The organism is Streptomyces tendae (genome assembly GCF_008632955.1).
Lineage (GTDB): Bacteria > Actinomycetota > Actinomycetes > Streptomycetales > Streptomycetaceae > Streptomyces.
The window spans coordinates 1,730,641-1,745,464 of record NZ_CP043959.1; the positions used below are offsets into that span (position 1 = coordinate 1,730,641).

A 14,824-nucleotide genomic window follows, 5' to 3' on the forward strand; every position below is an offset into this window, starting at 1 on the left:
CGCCGCATGTCCTACGACCCGTCAGCCTTTCCGCCGTTCGCTGTCACCGTGGACCTGGTCGTGCTCACCGTGCGTCGTCACGCTCTGTGCGCGCTGGCGGTGCGGAGGGGGGAGCCCCCGTTCCAGGGACGGTGGGCACTCCCCGGCGGCTTCGTACGGGCCGACGAGGACCTGGCGCAGGCAGCGGCCCGGGAGCTGGCGGAGGAGACGGGGCTGCGGGTGCACGACCCGGCTGTTCCCACGCAGGACCACGGTGCCCACCTCGAGCAGCTCGCCACCTACGGCGATCCCAAGCGTGACCCGCGGATGCGGGTCGTCAGCGTCGCCCATCTCGCCCTCGCCCCCGACCTGCCGGCGCCCCGGGCGGGCGGTGACGCCAGCAACGCCCGCTGGGCCCCGGTCGAGGAGCTGCTGCAGCAGGGTGGTTACGGCAGGGACGGTGAGCCGGTGGCGCCACTCGCCTTCGACCACGCCCAGATTCTGTGGGACGGGGTGGAGCGCGCCCGCTCCAAGATCGAGTACTCGTCGCTGGCGACGGCCTTCTGCCCCTCCGAGTTCACGGTCGGTGAGCTCCGCCGGGTCTACGAGGCGGTGTGGGGTGTGGCGCTCGACCCGCGCAACTTCCACCGCAAGGTGACGGGTACGCCGGGCTTCCTCGTCCCCACCGGCGGCACCACCACCCGCCAGGGCGGCCGTCCCGCCCAGCTCTTCCGGGCCGGCGGCGCCACCCTGCTCAACCCGCCCATGCTGCGCCCCGAGGTCTGAGGCGGGAAGCGCGGGCGCCTGGGCGCGGGCCTCCGGAGGAGTATCCCTCCGGGCGACCGGCAGCGGGCAACGGGCCCTGCGGTGCCCGAAAAACCCGATTTGGCGCGCTATCTTGCATCGGGTGATCCAGGCCATCGGACTGACCAGCAGCCCCCGCAAAGAGCTCCCGCCCGCCGTCGACGACGTCTCCTTCGAGGCGTATGCGGGTCGCGTCACCGCATTGCTCGGAGCACCGGGCGCCGGCAAGACGACGGCGCTCAAGCTCATGCTCGAACTGCAACGCGGCCGTGGTGTCGCCTACTTCAGAGGTCGCCCCCTGCACCGCATCCCTCACCCGGCTCACGAGGTCGGCGTACTGCTGGGCGATGTGCCGGGCCACCCCGCCCGTTCGGTGCGCGGTCATCTCCGCATGCTCTGCGCGGCCTCGGGTGTCCCGGCCCGGCGGGCCGACGAAGTCCTCGAAGCGGTGGGCCTCGTGAGCCTGCGCGACGAACGGCTCGGAACGCTGTCGCGCGGGATGGACCGTCGGCTCGGTCTGGCCTGCGCCCTCCTCACCGACCCGCACACGCTCGTGCTCGACGACCCCGCGCGCGGGCTGTCCGTGGGGGAGAGCCGCTGGCTGCACGACATGATGCGGGAGCACGCGGGGCAGGGCGGCACGGTCCTGTGCAGCACGGCCGATCCCAAGGAGGCTGCGCGGATCGCGGACCAGGTGGTCACGTTGGAGGGCGGGAGGGTCGTCGCCGACCAGGAGGCCGCCGACTTCGCCCGCACCCGGCTGCGCCCTCGTGTCGCCGTCCGAAGTCCGCACGCCGTCCGCCTGTCCGCGCTGCTCACGCAGGAGGCCCGTGCCGCCCGGCGGTCCGTGGAGGTCGTACGGGAGGGCGGCAACCGCCTCTGCGTCTACGGCAGTACCTGCGCCGAGGTGGGCGAGACGGCCTTCCGGCACGGCATCGTCGTCCACCAACTGGCCGACGAGATCGGTGACATGGGCCCGGCCGCGGGTGCCGCCACGGAGGGACGGCTCACACGGCCGCTCGGAGACCCGCAGAAGGGCAGGCGGCCACCACTCACTCCCGCTGCCGAACCCGCGGCCCCCGACGCCGCCCCGCCCGAAGCCACCGCGGACGAAGCCGAAACACACACGACGGCTGCCCCCCAGCGCACCACCTCCCACCCCGCCGCGCGCGCCACCCGCCCCCGGGTCACTCTCCCGCCCCCCGTCCTCGTCCGTCCCGCGCCCCGCCCGCTGCGGCCCGTGCGGTACGAGATCCGCCGGGCCACCGGTGTGGCCACGGGGTACGTCGTCGGGGCATGCGTGCTCCTCGTGTCCGCCCTCACCGCCGTGGTGCTGGCCCGCATCGGCCACACCCCGCAACCGCGGCTGCTGGCCGCGTGGCCCGCCGAGTTGCCGCTGCCGCCCGCCGCGCTCGGGGCGGGTCTGCTCGGCGCACTGGCCTTCGGGGACGAGTTCCGTCATCCCGCGCTGGCGGCGGACCGTGGCACGGTGCCCCGCAGGCTGGGACTGCTCACGGCCAAGCTCCTCGTCGCGTCCGCCGCCGCGCTCGTGCTGGCCGTGCTGACCATCGGATGTGACGCCGAACTGCTGTACCTCGTCTACGGGAGCGAAATGGTCACGGTGCCCGCCGACTGGCTTCCGCTGACCGCCGGCTGGCTCGCCCTGGTGACGGGCTGCGCCTGGGCCGGTGTGCTGGCCGCGGGCGTATTCCGGTCCACCACCGCCGGGCTGGCCGCGGTCGTCGCCGTGCCCCTGCTCGTCGTGCCCCTCGTGCACAAGCTCATGGAGGGACCGTCGGCGCCTCCGGAGCCGCTTTCGCAGCGGTTGCGCGACGGTCTGCCGCTGCGGTGGCCCTTCGGGGGTGAGCAGCACCTGGAGGCGGTGCTGCGTCTGGTCGCCCAACCCGTGGGCGGCGCAATGACGTTGTCGGTGGTGGCACTCCTGGGTGCGTATGTGTTCACCGGCCTGCGAAGCAGAGTCCGATGATGACCGCATTTGTGTCTCTCGGCCTTTCTCTGCTCGTAACTCCCTGAGGAAAGCTCATTTCTTTCCGATAAGGCGTCAATTGCGACGGGGTGAGCGATCACCCTTTCGTGTGCTTTTCACCAAAGACCTCAAGGGAGTTGGAACCGACGCCGAAAAAGGATGCGTGAGTACCCTTGCGCACACCATGATGACCGCCGCCCGCTCCGCCGACTCCGGCCTCGCGACCCCGGGCGAACTCGACCGCTACCCCTACGCGGAGGCGCCCGGCGTCGACCGTGTCGGGAGCCCTGTGTGGGACGGAGCGGAGCCGGACCTGGGCCGCGTCGGCCGGCGGACCGCGGGCAGCCGCGGACGCGGACTGCACGGACAACTCGTCCAGCAGCTGGGACAGATGATCGTCTCGGGTGATCTGGGCGCCGACCGTCCGCTGGTTCCGGAGGAGATCGGTCAGCGTTTCGAGGTGTCCCGCACCGTCGTCCGCGAGTCGCTCCGCGTGCTGGAGGCCAAGGGCCTGGTCAGCGCCCGGCCGAACGTGGGCACGCGAGTGCGCCCGGTCAGTGACTGGAACCTTCTCGACCCGGACATCATCGAGTGGCGGGCCTACGGGCCGCAGCGGGACGACCAGCGCCGGGAGCTCAGTGAGCTGCGCTGGACGATCGAGCCGCTCGCCGCCCGGCTGGCCGCCGGTCACGGTCGGGAGGACGTCCAGCAGCGCCTCGCCGACATGGTGGAGATCATGGGGCACGCCCTCGGCCAGGGCGACGCGCTGACCTTCGCCCGGGCCGACTCCGAGTTCCACTCGCTGCTCATCCAGGTCGCGGGCAACCGCATGCTGGAGCACCTGTCCGGCATCGTGTCCGCCGCGTTGCAGGTCTCGGGCGGCCCCGTCGCCGGCTGTGAGCGGCCGAACGAGACGTCGCTGGCCCATCACGGCCGGATCGTCGACGCCCTCGCCGGCGGCGACGGCGCGGCGGCCGAGACGGCCATGCGGCAGCTCCTCACGGTCCACCCCGAGGTGGAACGCGTGGTGCCCGCGCCGCGCGAGCACTGACCGCGTTTCCCCGGACGGCGCGGTCCGGCCTGCCACCCCCCTCCTGTGGCAGCGCCGCATCGGTGAGCCGTCCCACGTCGGACCCTGCGGGATCATCGGTGATCCCGCAGGGTCCGACGGTTCGAAAGGCGGACCGGCGCCGGGGAGGCGACCTCCTCGCCCCCGGGTGCACGCTTATGTCCTCATCTGTCAGGTTCTGACTGATTACGGGGTGTGACTCGGGCCACGCGGATTGGGCGTAACGCTCCCGGGGAGAACGCGATGACCTAAGAGGTGACAGCCGCGGAGGGAATACGGACGCCGTTCACGGCGCTGTGCGTCTTCCCCGGCCCCCGCCCGCGCCGTCGGCCCATCCCCAAGCCGGCGGTCGGCCCCTGTCCACTGTGGACGGGGCCGGAAGCCGTTTTCCAACGTTCCGAGAGGTTGTTCGTGTCGGCCAGCACATCCCGTACGCTCCCGCCGGAGATCGCCGAGTCCGTCTCTGTCATGGCGCTCATCGAGCGGGGAAAGGCTGAGGGGCAGATCGCCGGCGATGACGTGCGTCGGGCCTTCGAAGCTGACCAGATTCCGGCCACTCAGTGGAAGAACGTACTGCGCAGCCTCAACCAGATCCTCGAGGAAGAGGGTGTGACGCTGATGGTCAGTGCCGCAGAGCCCAAGCGCACCCGCAAGAGCGTCGCAGCGAAGAGTCCCGCCAAGCGCACCGCCACCAAGACCGTCGCGGCCAAGACGGCGACCCCGCGGAAGACCACCGCCGCCGCACCGGCGGCTCCCGCCGCCGACCCCGCCGCCGAGGAAGAGACGCCCGCCAAGAAGGCGGCCGCCAAGAAGAGCACCGCCAAGAAGGCGACGGCCAAGAAGACCACGGCGAAGAAGACCGCCGCCAAGAAGACCACGGGCAAGAAGGACGACGCCGAGCTGGTCGACGAGGAGGTCATCGAGGAGACCAAGGCCGCGGACGAGCCCGAGGGCACCGAGAACGCCGGTTTCGTGCTCTCCGACGAGGACGAGGACGACGCTCCGGCGCAGCAGGTCGCCGCCGCCGGTGCCACCGCCGACCCGGTCAAGGACTACCTCAAGCAGATCGGCAAGGTCCCCCTGCTCAACGCCGAGCAGGAGGTGGAGCTGGCCAAGCGCATCGAGGCGGGCCTCTTCGCCGAGGACAAGCTGGCGAACTCCGACAAGCTGGCGCCGAAGCTCAAGCGCGAGCTGGAGATCATCGCGGAGGACGGCCGCCGGGCCAAGAACCACCTGCTGGAGGCCAACCTCCGACTGGTCGTCTCCCTGGCCAAGCGCTACACCGGCCGCGGCATGCTCTTCCTGGACCTCATCCAGGAGGGCAACCTCGGTCTGATCCGCGCGGTGGAGAAGTTCGACTACACCAAGGGCTACAAGTTCTCCACGTACGCCACCTGGTGGATCCGTCAGGCGATCACCCGCGCCATGGCCGACCAGGCCCGCACCATCCGTATCCCGGTGCACATGGTCGAGGTCATCAACAAGCTCGCGCGCGTGCAGCGCCAGATGCTCCAGGACCTGGGTCGCGAGCCCACCCCGGAGGAGCTGGCCAAGGAGCTCGACATGACCCCTGAGAAGGTCATCGAGGTCCAGAAGTACGGCCGCGAGCCCATCTCCCTGCACACCCCGCTGGGTGAGGACGGCGACAGCGAGTTCGGTGACCTCATCGAGGACTCCGAGGCCGTCGTCCCGGCCGACGCCGTCAGCTTCACGCTGCTGCAGGAGCAGCTGCACTCCGTGCTCGACACCCTGTCGGAGCGCGAGGCGGGCGTCGTCTCGATGCGGTTCGGTCTCACCGACGGTCAGCCGAAGACCCTCGACGAGATCGGCAAGGTGTACGGCGTCACGCGTGAGCGCATCCGCCAGATCGAGTCCAAGACCATGTCGAAGCTGCGGCACCCGTCGCGTTCGCAGGTGCTGCGCGACTACCTCGACTAGACCGGTCGATCTCGCACGACGGCCCGTCGTGCACCGCCGTCCGTGAAGGCCCGGCCCCCGTCCCGGGGGCCGGGCCTTCACGCTGTCGCGCGGGTGCGTGCGCCGGCCGATTCCCTCACTGTGGGTGGCTAAGGATCACCCCAGTGTGAGGAGCGCGCATGCGACGTCGACTTGCCAGGGCCCTGGCCCTGCCGCTGACCCTCGTGGCCGCGGGGGCCGCCATACCACAGGCCACGGCCGCTCCGGTGGCCGCCGACAGCATCGTCGTCGGCGGCTTCCCCGTCGATGTGTCACAGAGCCCGTACACCGTGGCCCTCTCCAGCCGTGACCGGTTCGGAGGTACGAGGGCGGGACAGTTCTGCGGGGGTGTGGCGGTCGGGCGGACCACCGTGCTCACCGCCGCCCACTGCATGGACAAGGAGGTGCTCGGCACCGCCCCGGAGCGGCTGCGGGACCTCAGGGTGATCGCGGGACGCACCGAGCTCCTCTCGGACCGGGGCCAGGAGGTCGCCGTACGCGCGATCTGGGTGAACCCGACGTACGACGGCGTCACCAACTCCGGGGACTTCGCCGTGCTGAGTCTGGCCGACCCGCTTCCGGCCACCTCGGTCATAGGCATGGCCGGGGCGGGTGATCCGGCGTACCGCTCGGATACGGCCGCCACGGTCTACGGCTGGGGGGACACCACGGGCAGCGGCAGCTACGCCGGCAGCCTGCACGGCGCCCGGGTACGGGTGCAGCCCGACGCGCTGTGCGAGCAGGCGTACCCGGGGGGTTCCCACGGCACCTACCGCGCCGAGACGATGCTGTGCGCGGGTGAGGTGGCCGGAGGACGGGACGCCTGCCAGGGTGACAGCGGCGGGCCGCTGGTCGCGGAGGGGCGGCTGATAGGGCTGGTGTCCTGGGGGGCGGGATGCGGCTGGGCGGGCAGTCCGGGGGTCTACACGCGCATCTCCGACGTCCTGCGCACCCTGGGCTGGTCTGCGGCCTCCCCGTCCTGAGAGGGCGGCAGCGGGCGCCGTGAGGGCTCTGGCCGGACCTCACAGCGTCCGTCGGCCAGTCCGAGGGGGGTGAAGGCGTTTCCGGTGTGGGGAGCCCTGTAGGTACCCGGTACTTGCTCACGTGCGCTGGTCGCGTTCCGTGAGGCATGGCCACGATGAGCCACGCCGGTGTGCCCCGAAGCGGGAGCCCGGGCCCCGCGCGTCTCCGTAGGGCGTCACATGCCGCGGATACATCGAACGCGAACCACGCCCGCGCCCCCAGGGCGCTGCTCAGGCGCACAGCGCGCTGCGGCCCCTTCCCGCACGTCGGGACGGAGGCGTGGGCGCTCTGGTCGCGCCCCGGGTCTTCAGGACGCCCTACGACGCCAAGCCGCGTCCAAGACGCCGACCGCCACCCGCACCGCCCCGCACAGGGCCGGGAACGCAAGACGGGCGGCGTCCTCCACTGGGGAGGACGCCGCCCGCTCGCCGGCCTGTGCCGGTCTGGCTGCTCGTCGTGTGTGGACGCGAAGTCTCAGCGCTCCTCTTCGGGAGCTGCCTTCGGAGCGGTCAGCCGCTCCGACTCGTCCTGTATCTCAGCGGCGATCTTCTTGAGTTCCGGCTCGAACTTGCGACCGTGGTGGGCGCAGAAGAGCAGTTCTCCGCCGCTCAGCAGGACGACGCGCAGGTAAGCCTGGGCGCCGCAGCGGTCGCAGCGATCGGCGGCCGTCAGGGGGCTCGCGGGGGTCAGAACAGTAGTCACGTCGCCTCTTCTCTAGCTCGACGAGCTGTCGTACCAGGGTCAACATCCAACCAGCCCCAAAACGTTCCCGCTCGAGGCTTTTCCTCGAAAAAAGTTTCCGGGGCGGCCGGCTGCTGCCGGTTGGCGGCGAATGTGCCGTAGTGCGTGTCTCTGTGTCGTACGGATTCGCGTTCGTATCGGTGGTCGGCCCTCCCGGCTGGCTTGCCGGTTGTCATGAGGACGTGCCCGGAGCCTAAATGGTTCATGCCTCGAAGGGAACGTGATGTGTGCTTCACTCCTCCGAGGGATCGAACACCCATACGACTCTCGACTAGGGTGGGTCGGGGACGAGGGTGGCGTTACAACGGCTCTACCAGGGCTCGGTACCCTCTCACCGGTGAACCAAGCCGCGCCCTTACCCACCAGGGCCCCATCTGAAATTCAGCGAGGAGCGAACCGCGTGACCGCCGAGACGTCCGTGCCGTCCACAGCGCTGCTGGCAGGAGCAGACCGGGACGGTTCCAACTACACCGCGCGGCACCTGCTCGTCCTCGAGGGGCTCGAGGCCGTGCGGAAGCGCCCCGGTATGTACATCGGGTCCACCGACAGCCGTGGCCTGATGCACTGCCTCTGGGAGATCATCGACAACTCCGTCGACGAGGCTCTCGGCGGCTACTGCGACCACATCGACGTCGTGCTCCACGACGACGGCTCGGTCGAGGTCCGGGACAACGGCCGGGGCATCCCGGTCGACGTCGAACCGAAGACCGGCCTCTCGGGCGTCGAGGTCGTCATGACCAAGCTGCATGCCGGCGGCAAGTTCGGCGGCGGCTCCTACGCGGCCTCCGGCGGTCTGCACGGCGTCGGCGCGTCCGTGGTCAACGCGCTCTCCGCGCGGCTCGACGTGGAGGTGGACCGCGGGGGGCACACCCATGCGATCAGCTTCCGGCGCGGTGTCCCCGGCGCCTTCACCGGCCAGGGCCCGGACGCCAAGTTCGAGGCCAAGAGCGGGCTGCGCAAGGCCAAGAAGATCCCCAAGACCCGCAGCGGCACCCGGGTGCGTTACTGGGCCGACCGCCAGATCTTCCTCAAGGACGCCAAGCTCGCCCTGGACACCCTGCACCAGCGTGCCCGGCAGACCGCCTTCCTGGTGCCCGGCCTGACCATCGTGGTCCGGGACGAGTACGGGCTCGGCGAGGGCGGCAGCAAGGGTGAGGAATCCTTCCGCTTCGACGGCGGGATCAGTGAGTTCTGTGAGTTCCTGGCCTCGGACCGGCCGGTCTGCGACACCCTCCGCTTCACCGGACAGGGCTCCTTCAAGGAGACGGTCCCGGTCCTGGACGAGCACGGCCAGATGACGCCCACCGAGGTCACCCGCGAACTCGGCGTCGACGTCGCGATGCGCTGGGGGACCGGCTACGAGACGACCCTGCGCTCGTTCGTCAACATCATCGCCACCCCCAAGGGCGGCACCCACGTCGCGGGCTTCGAGCAGGCCGTCGCCAAGACGATGAACGAGGTGCTGCGGGCCAAGAAGATGCTGCGCGTGGCCGAGGACGACATCGTCAAGGACGACGCCCTCGAGGGCCTCACCGCGGTGGTCACCGTCCGTCTGGCCGAACCTCAGTTCGAGGGGCAGACCAAGGAGGTGCTCGGCACCTCGGCGGCCCGCCGCATCGTGAACAACGTGATCTCCAAGGAGCTCAAGGCGTTCCTGACCTCGACCAAGCGGGACGGCGCACAGCAGGCCCGTACGGTCATGGAGAAGGTCGTCGCCGCGGCCCGCACCCGCATCGCGGCCCGCCAGCACAAGGACGCACAGCGCCGCAAGACGGCCCTGGAGTCCTCCACGCTGCCCGCCAAGCTCGCCGACTGCCGCAGCGACGACGTCGACCGCAGCGAGCTGTTCATCGTCGAGGGTGACTCCGCGCTCGGCACCGCCAAGCTCGCCCGGAACTCCGAGTTCCAGGCGCTGCTGCCGATCCGCGGCAAGATCCTCAATGTACAGAAGTCGTCCGTCACGGACATGCTGAAGAACGCCGAGTGCGGGGCGATCATCCAGGTCATAGGAGCCGGGTCCGGCCGGACCTTCGACATCGACGCGGCGCGCTACGGCAAGATCATCATGATGACCGACGCCGATGTGGACGGCTCCCACATCCGCACCCTGCTCCTGACCCTCTTCCACCGCTACATGCGGCCCATGGTCGAGGCCGGCCGGGTCTTCGCCGCCGTGCCGCCGCTGCACCGGATCGAGATCGTCCAGCCGAAGAAGGGCCAGGACAAGTACGTCTACACGTACTCGGACCGGGAGCTGCGCGACAAGCTCATGGAGTTCCAGAGCAAGGGCGTCCGCTACAAGGACTCGATCCAGCGCTACAAGGGCCTGGGCGAGATGGACGCCGACCAGCTGGCCGAGACCACCATGGACCCGCGCCACCGCACCCTGCGCCGGATCAACCTCACCGATCTGGAGGCCGCCGAGCAGGTCTTCGACCTCCTCATGGGCAACGACGTCGCCCCGCGCAAGGAGTTCATCTCCAGCTCCGCGGCCACGCTCGACCGCTCCCGCATCGACGCCTAGGCCGGACGCCTGGCGAAAAGATCCAGGACGACGGCGCCGTCCCCCTCGGGGACGGCGCCGTCGTCCTGGCCGCTTCCGCAGGTGCCTGCACCCTCCAGTCACCTGATGGAGTGAACAGGAACGGGAAGAAGAGTCAGGGAACTTCCCGTTCTGTCCATCCTTGGGCATGCAGCGAAGCAATGCGGGGGACGTGACCTACGACGATCCCTGGTACGACGCCCTGGCCTCGGGCTGGGGCGAGTCGGCCGAGGCGACGGGAGCGGCGGAAGCACCACCGCGGCGGCCCGGGCGGGACGCCGTGCCGGCGGCCGACGTCTACCTCGAGGTACAGCGCAGCGCGGCCTTCCAGGAAGTACGCAGCCGCTACCGGCGCTTCGTGGTCCCCGGGGCCCTCGCCTTCCTCGTCTGGTACGTCGCGTACGTCGTCACCGCCACCACCGCGCCCGGGCTGATGGCGCGCCCCGTCGCCGGCGCGGTGAACGTGGGCATGCTCGCGGGACTCGGCCAGTTCCTCACCACCTTCCTGCTCACCTGGGCCTACGTGCGCCACGCCCGGCTGCGGCGTGACCGCGCCGCGCTCGAACTGCGCTGGGACACCCAGGAGTTGGCGCGCGGCAGAGGCGGTGCGGCGTGACCACCGACCACCAGACCACCGCATTGCTGCTGTTCAGCGCGTTCGTCGCCGTCACCCTCGGCATCACCACCTGGGTGAGCCGCCACCGGCAGGGCTCCGCCGAGGAGTTCTACGCGGGCGGCCGCCTCTTCTCGCCCCTGGAAAATGGTTTTGCCATCGCAGGGGACTACATGTCCGCCGCCTCCTTCCTCGGCATCTCCGGACTCATCGCCCTCGTCGGCTACGACGGGATGCTCTACTCCGTCGGCTTCCTCGTGGCCTGGCTCGTCGTCCTCTTCCTGGTCGCCGAACTGGTCCGCAACTGCGGACGGTTCACCCTCGCCGACGTGGTCGCCGCCCGCATGCGGGAGCGGCCGGTGCGCATCGCCGCCGGCACCTCCTCCGTCACCGTCTCGGTGCTCTACCTGGTGGCGCAGATGGTCGGCGCGGGCAGCCTCGTCGCGCTGCTGCTCGGCGGCACCGGCGAGGCCGTACAGGCCTGGACCGTCGTCGGCGTCGGCGCGCTCATGGTGATCTACGTGTCGCTCGGCGGCATGCGCGCCACCACCTGGATCCAGATCGTCAAGGCGGTCCTGCTGCTCGGCGGCACCATCACCCTGACCGTCCTCGTCCTGCTGCGCTTCCACGGCGACGTCAACCGCCTGCTGCACACCGCCGCCGAACGCAGCGGCCACGGCGACGCGTTCCTCGCCCCCGGTCTCGCCTACGGCGGCGACTGGACCGCCCGTTTCGACTTCATCAGCCTGGGACTCGCGCTGGTCCTGGGTACGGCGGGCCTGCCGCACATCCTGTCCCGTTTCTACACCGTCCCCACCGCGCGGGCCGCCCGGCGCTCGGTGGTCTGGGCGATCGGGCTCATCGGCGGCTTCTACCTGATGACGATCGTGCTCGGTTTCGGTGCCGCCGCGCTCATCGGCCCGGACGCCGTGCGCGCCTCGCACGCGTCGGGGAACACGGCGGTCCCGCTGCTCGCGCTCGACCTCGGCGGCGGCGCCGGCACCACGGGCGGCACGGTGCTCTTCGCGGTCGTAGCCGCGGTCGCCTTCGCCACGATCCTCGCCGTGGTCGCCGGAATCACCCTCGCCTCCTCGGCCTCCGTGGCCCACGACCTGTACGCCTCGCTGCGCCGCCCGGGCGGCAAGCCGCGCAGCGAAGTCGCCGTCGCGCGCGTCGCCGCCGTCGGCATCGGCGTGGTCGCGATCGCCCTCGGCCTGCTCGCCCGCGACCTCAACGTCGCGTTCCTGGTGGGCCTCGCCTTCGCCGTGGCGGCCTCCGCGAACCTGCCCGTGCTGCTCTACTCGCTGTTCTGGCGCGGCTTCACCACCCGTGGCGCCGTGTGGTCCGTCTACGGCGGCCTGATCCCGGCGGTGGTACTGGTGCTGCTGTCTCCGGTGGTGTCCGGCAGCCCCGACTCCCTGTTCCCCGAGGCCGACTTCCAGCTCTTCCCGCTGCAGAACCCTGGGCTGGTCTCCATCCCGCTGGGCTTCCTCGCGGGCTGGCTCGGCACGGTCACCTCCCCCGAGGTGCCCGACGAGGCCCGGCACGCGGAGACCGAGGTGCGCTCGCTGACGGGCGCGGGCGCGGCGTAGGAGGAACTCCGGAGGCTCGGAGACATACGGCGCCCACGTCCGTATGGGTTGAGGGCACGGTTCCCTTCTCCCGCCCCCACGAGCCGTGCCCTCAGGCGCGGGTCGCCCACACGTAACGGTGTTCCGGGCGGCCCGCGTCGCCGTAGCGCAAGGTCAGTGTGGCCCGTCCCGTGCGCTCCAGGAGCTTCAGATAGCGCTGGGCGGTCTGCCGGCTCACTCCCGTGCGTTCGGCGATCTCCTGGGCGGACAGCGGGCCCTCGGCGGCCATCAGCGCCTGCCGTACGAGTTCCGCCGTGGTGGGGGAGTGGCCCTTGGGGAGCTGCGGCTCGGTCGACTGCGACAGGGCGCCGAAGATGCGGTCCACCTCGGCCTGTTCCGCCTCGCCGCCGCCGTCCAGGGTGCGGCGCAGCCGCGCGTACGCCTCCAGCTTGCCGCGCAGCCCGGCGAAGGCGAACGGCTTGACCAGGTACTGCAGCGCGCCGTGCCGCATCGCCGCCTGCACCGTCGACACGTCCCGGGCCGCCGTCACCATGATCACGTCCGCCTGGTGGCCGCGCCGCCGCATCTCCCGGACCACCTCCAGACCCGTCTCGTCGGGCAGGTAGTGGTCCATCAGGACGAGGTCCACCCGCGGAAGCGTCTCCACCCGGTCGAGCGCCTCGGCCGCGCTGTGCGCCGGGGTCACGGCACGGAAGCCGGGCACCTTGTCGACGTACGCCGCGTTGACCCGCGCCACCCGCACGTCGTCGTCCACGACGAGCACCTCGATCATCGCGCCTCCTCCGGGCCGACGGGCCGGGCCGGGGCGGCGGTGAGGGCCGCCCGCGCGTCCGGCTCCGCCAGCGCCTCGGGCAGTACGACGGTGAATTCCGCGCCCCCGCCCGGGGCCTCGTCCACGCGCGCGCTGCCTCCGTGCCGGTGGGCGAGCCGGCGCACCAGCGGCAGACCGATGCCCCGCTCGCGGTGGCCGGGCGGCTCCTTGGTGGACCAGCCCTCGGTGAAGATCAGCTCACGCCGCTCGGGCGGGATCCCGGGGCCGGTGTCCCGCACCACGAGCACCGCCGTACGGTCCTCGGCACGCAACTCGACCTCCACGCGCGCGTCCGGGGTGCCCGCGACGGCGTCCAGCGCGTTGTCCACCAGATTCCCGACGACGGTCACCAGACCACGCGGGTCGACCAGGCGGTCCGGCAGGCTGGTCCGGTCCGACAACCGCAGCGCCGCGCCACGCTCGGCCGCCACCGTCGCCTTGCCCACCAGCAGCGCCGCCAGCAGCGGGTCCCGGATCTTCTCGGTGACCTGCTCCGACGTGGCCCGGTGCTCACCCACCACCTCGCCGACGAACTCCACCGCGTCGTCGTACATCTCCAGCTCCAGCAGCCCCAACAGGGTGTGCATGCGGTTCGCGTGCTCGTGGTCCTGGGCGCGCAGCGCGTCGATCAGCCCGCGCGTGGAGTCGAGCTCGCGGCTCAGCTGGTCCAGCTCGGTCCGGTCGCGCAGGGTCGCCACGGCGCCGCCGTCGTCGGTCGGCATACGGTTCGCGACCAGCACGCGGTGCCCGCGGACGGTGAGCAGATCGGTGCCGCCCACCCGCCCGGCCAACACGTCGGCGGTACGGCCCCGGCCCAGCGCCTCGTCGGGCGAGCTGCCGACGGCCTCCTCGCCGATGCCGAGCAGCCGCTGCGCCTCGTCGTTGAGCAGACGGACGCGCCCGGCGCGGTCCAGTGCCACGACCCCCTCCCGGATGCCGTGCAGCATCGCCTCGCGCTCCGCGAGCAGCGCGGCGATGTCGGAGAAGGCCAGGTCACGCGTCTGCCGCTGGACCCGCCGGGAGATCAGCCAGGCCGCGAACGCACCCACCGCCAGAGCTCCGCCCGCGTACGCGAGCAGGCCCGGGATCGCGTGGACCAGCCGCGCCCGGACGCTGTCATAGGCGATGCCGACCGAGACCGCGCCGACGACCTCGCCGTCCGCGTCCCTCAGCGGGACCTTGCCGCGTGCGGAGCGTCCGAGGGTGCCCTCGTCGATCTCCATGACCTCGCGGCCGGCCAGCGCCTCGCTGGGGTCGGTCGACACCGGACCGCCGATCCGCTCCGGGTCGGTGTGCGACCAGCGCACGCCCCGTCGGTCGAGGACCACGACGTACTCCGCGCCCGTGGCCCGCCGGATCCGCTCCGCCTCCCGTTGCACCGGACCGTCGGGCGTCGGCTCCGTGGCGCGCAGGTCCTCGGCGATACCGGGCTGCTGGGCGGTGGTCTGCGCGATCGCGAGGGCGCGGCGCATCGCCTGGTCGTCCAGCTGCTCGCCGAGCGGTGCGAGGAACAGGCCGGTCGCCAGCACCGCGACTCCCGCGGCGATCGCCACCTGCATCAGCAGGACCTGGGAGAACACCCGCCGCGGCAGGCCGAGGCGCAGACGGCGAGCGGAGGCTGTGGGGGTCATGCCCCGACGGTACGTGGGGGAGCCGGGGGTGCCGTAGGGGTGTGACCAGCTTCTCCCGGGGCTTGCCCGGCCGGGG

The 14,824-nt window shown here is 71.4% G+C and carries 11 protein-coding genes; 8 read left to right on the forward strand and 3 right to left on the reverse strand.

Annotated features, from left to right (window positions below; all coding sequences use genetic code 11):
• Positions 1-6: 6 nt before the first annotated feature.
• From F3L20_RS08095 to F3L20_RS08115, 5 genes are all read left to right on the forward strand, one after another.
• Entirely contained in the window at positions 7-765 is a 759-nt protein-coding gene (locus tag F3L20_RS08095; protein ID WP_150153399.1) for an NUDIX hydrolase, read from the forward strand.
• 121 nt (positions 766-886) lie between these two features.
• Positions 887-2,770, forward strand: coding sequence for an ABC transporter ATP-binding protein (locus F3L20_RS08100; RefSeq protein ID WP_150153402.1), 1,884 nt, complete (start codon positions 887-889; stop codon positions 2,768-2,770).
• A 163-nt stretch (positions 2,771-2,933) separates the two neighbouring features.
• On the forward strand, positions 2,934-3,821 hold the full coding sequence (locus tag F3L20_RS08105; protein WP_150153404.1) for a FadR/GntR family transcriptional regulator: 888 nt from the start codon (positions 2,934-2,936) through the stop codon (positions 3,819-3,821).
• 429 nt (positions 3,822-4,250) lie between these two features.
• Positions 4,251-5,777: an RNA polymerase sigma factor gene (locus F3L20_RS08110; protein WP_150153407.1), complete on the forward strand. Its 1,527-nt coding sequence runs from the start codon at positions 4,251-4,253 to the stop codon at positions 5,775-5,777.
• Between the two features lie 158 nt (positions 5,778-5,935).
• The gene (locus tag F3L20_RS08115; protein WP_150153410.1) at positions 5,936-6,778 is read left to right on the forward strand and encodes a S1 family peptidase; all 843 of its coding nucleotides are present in this window, start codon (positions 5,936-5,938) and stop codon (positions 6,776-6,778) included.
• A gap of 514 nt (positions 6,779-7,292) precedes the next feature.
• Here the strand turns inward: F3L20_RS08115 and F3L20_RS08120 are convergent.
• On the reverse strand, positions 7,293-7,520 hold the full coding sequence (locus F3L20_RS08120; RefSeq protein WP_024885632.1) for a DUF7455 domain-containing protein: 228 nt from the start codon (positions 7,518-7,520) through the stop codon (positions 7,293-7,295).
• Between the two features lie 439 nt (positions 7,521-7,959).
• Here F3L20_RS08120 and F3L20_RS08125 point away from each other — a divergent pair, with 439 nt between their 5' ends.
• The 3 genes from F3L20_RS08125 to F3L20_RS08135 all read left to right on the forward strand — a co-directional run bounded on the left by F3L20_RS08125 (position 7,960) and on the right by F3L20_RS08135 (position 12,306).
• Positions 7,960-10,083, forward strand: a complete 2,124-nt coding sequence (locus F3L20_RS08125) for a DNA gyrase/topoisomerase IV subunit B (protein WP_150153412.1) — start codon at positions 7,960-7,962, stop codon at positions 10,081-10,083.
• 166 nt (positions 10,084-10,249) lie between these two features.
• Entirely contained in the window at positions 10,250-10,717 is a 468-nt protein-coding gene (locus tag F3L20_RS08130) for a DUF485 domain-containing protein (protein WP_150153414.1), read from the forward strand.
• Positions 10,714-12,306: a solute symporter family protein gene (locus tag F3L20_RS08135; protein WP_150153416.1), complete on the forward strand. Its 1,593-nt coding sequence runs from the start codon at positions 10,714-10,716 to the stop codon at positions 12,304-12,306. The genes F3L20_RS08130 and F3L20_RS08135 overlap by 4 nt, the downstream gene beginning before the upstream one ends.
• Before the next feature lie 91 nt (positions 12,307-12,397).
• Here the strand turns inward: F3L20_RS08135 and F3L20_RS08140 are convergent, their stop codons facing one another.
• Positions 12,398-13,078, reverse strand: a complete 681-nt coding sequence (locus tag F3L20_RS08140; RefSeq protein ID WP_150153418.1) for a DUF7342 family protein — start codon at positions 13,076-13,078, stop codon at positions 12,398-12,400.
• Positions 13,075-14,748 (reverse strand): ATP-binding protein, encoded by a 1,674-nt coding sequence (locus F3L20_RS08145; protein ID WP_150153420.1) that lies wholly within the window; start codon positions 14,746-14,748, stop codon positions 13,075-13,077. The genes F3L20_RS08140 and F3L20_RS08145 overlap by 4 nt, the downstream gene beginning before the upstream one ends.
• Between the last annotated feature and the right edge of the window lie 76 nt (positions 14,749-14,824).

What these genes read in the sequence shown, in the direction of transcription:
- F3L20_RS08095 (WP_150153399.1), top strand. Translation starts at nt 7, where the DNA reads ATGTCCTACGACCCGTCAGCCTTTCCGCCGTTCGCTGTCACCGTGGAC.
- F3L20_RS08115 (WP_150153410.1), top strand. Translation starts at nt 5,936, where the DNA reads ATGCGACGTCGACTTGCCAGGGCCCTGGCCCTGCCGCTGACCCTCGTG.
- F3L20_RS08130 (WP_150153414.1), top strand. Translation starts at nt 10,250, where the DNA reads ATGCAGCGAAGCAATGCGGGGGACGTGACCTACGACGATCCCTGGTAC.
- F3L20_RS08140 (WP_150153418.1), bottom strand. Translation starts at nt 13,078, where the DNA reads ATGATCGAGGTGCTCGTCGTGGACGACGACGTGCGGGTGGCGCGGGTC.
- F3L20_RS08145 (WP_150153420.1), bottom strand. Translation starts at nt 14,748, where the DNA reads ATGACCCCCACAGCCTCCGCTCGCCGTCTGCGCCTCGGCCTGCCGCGG.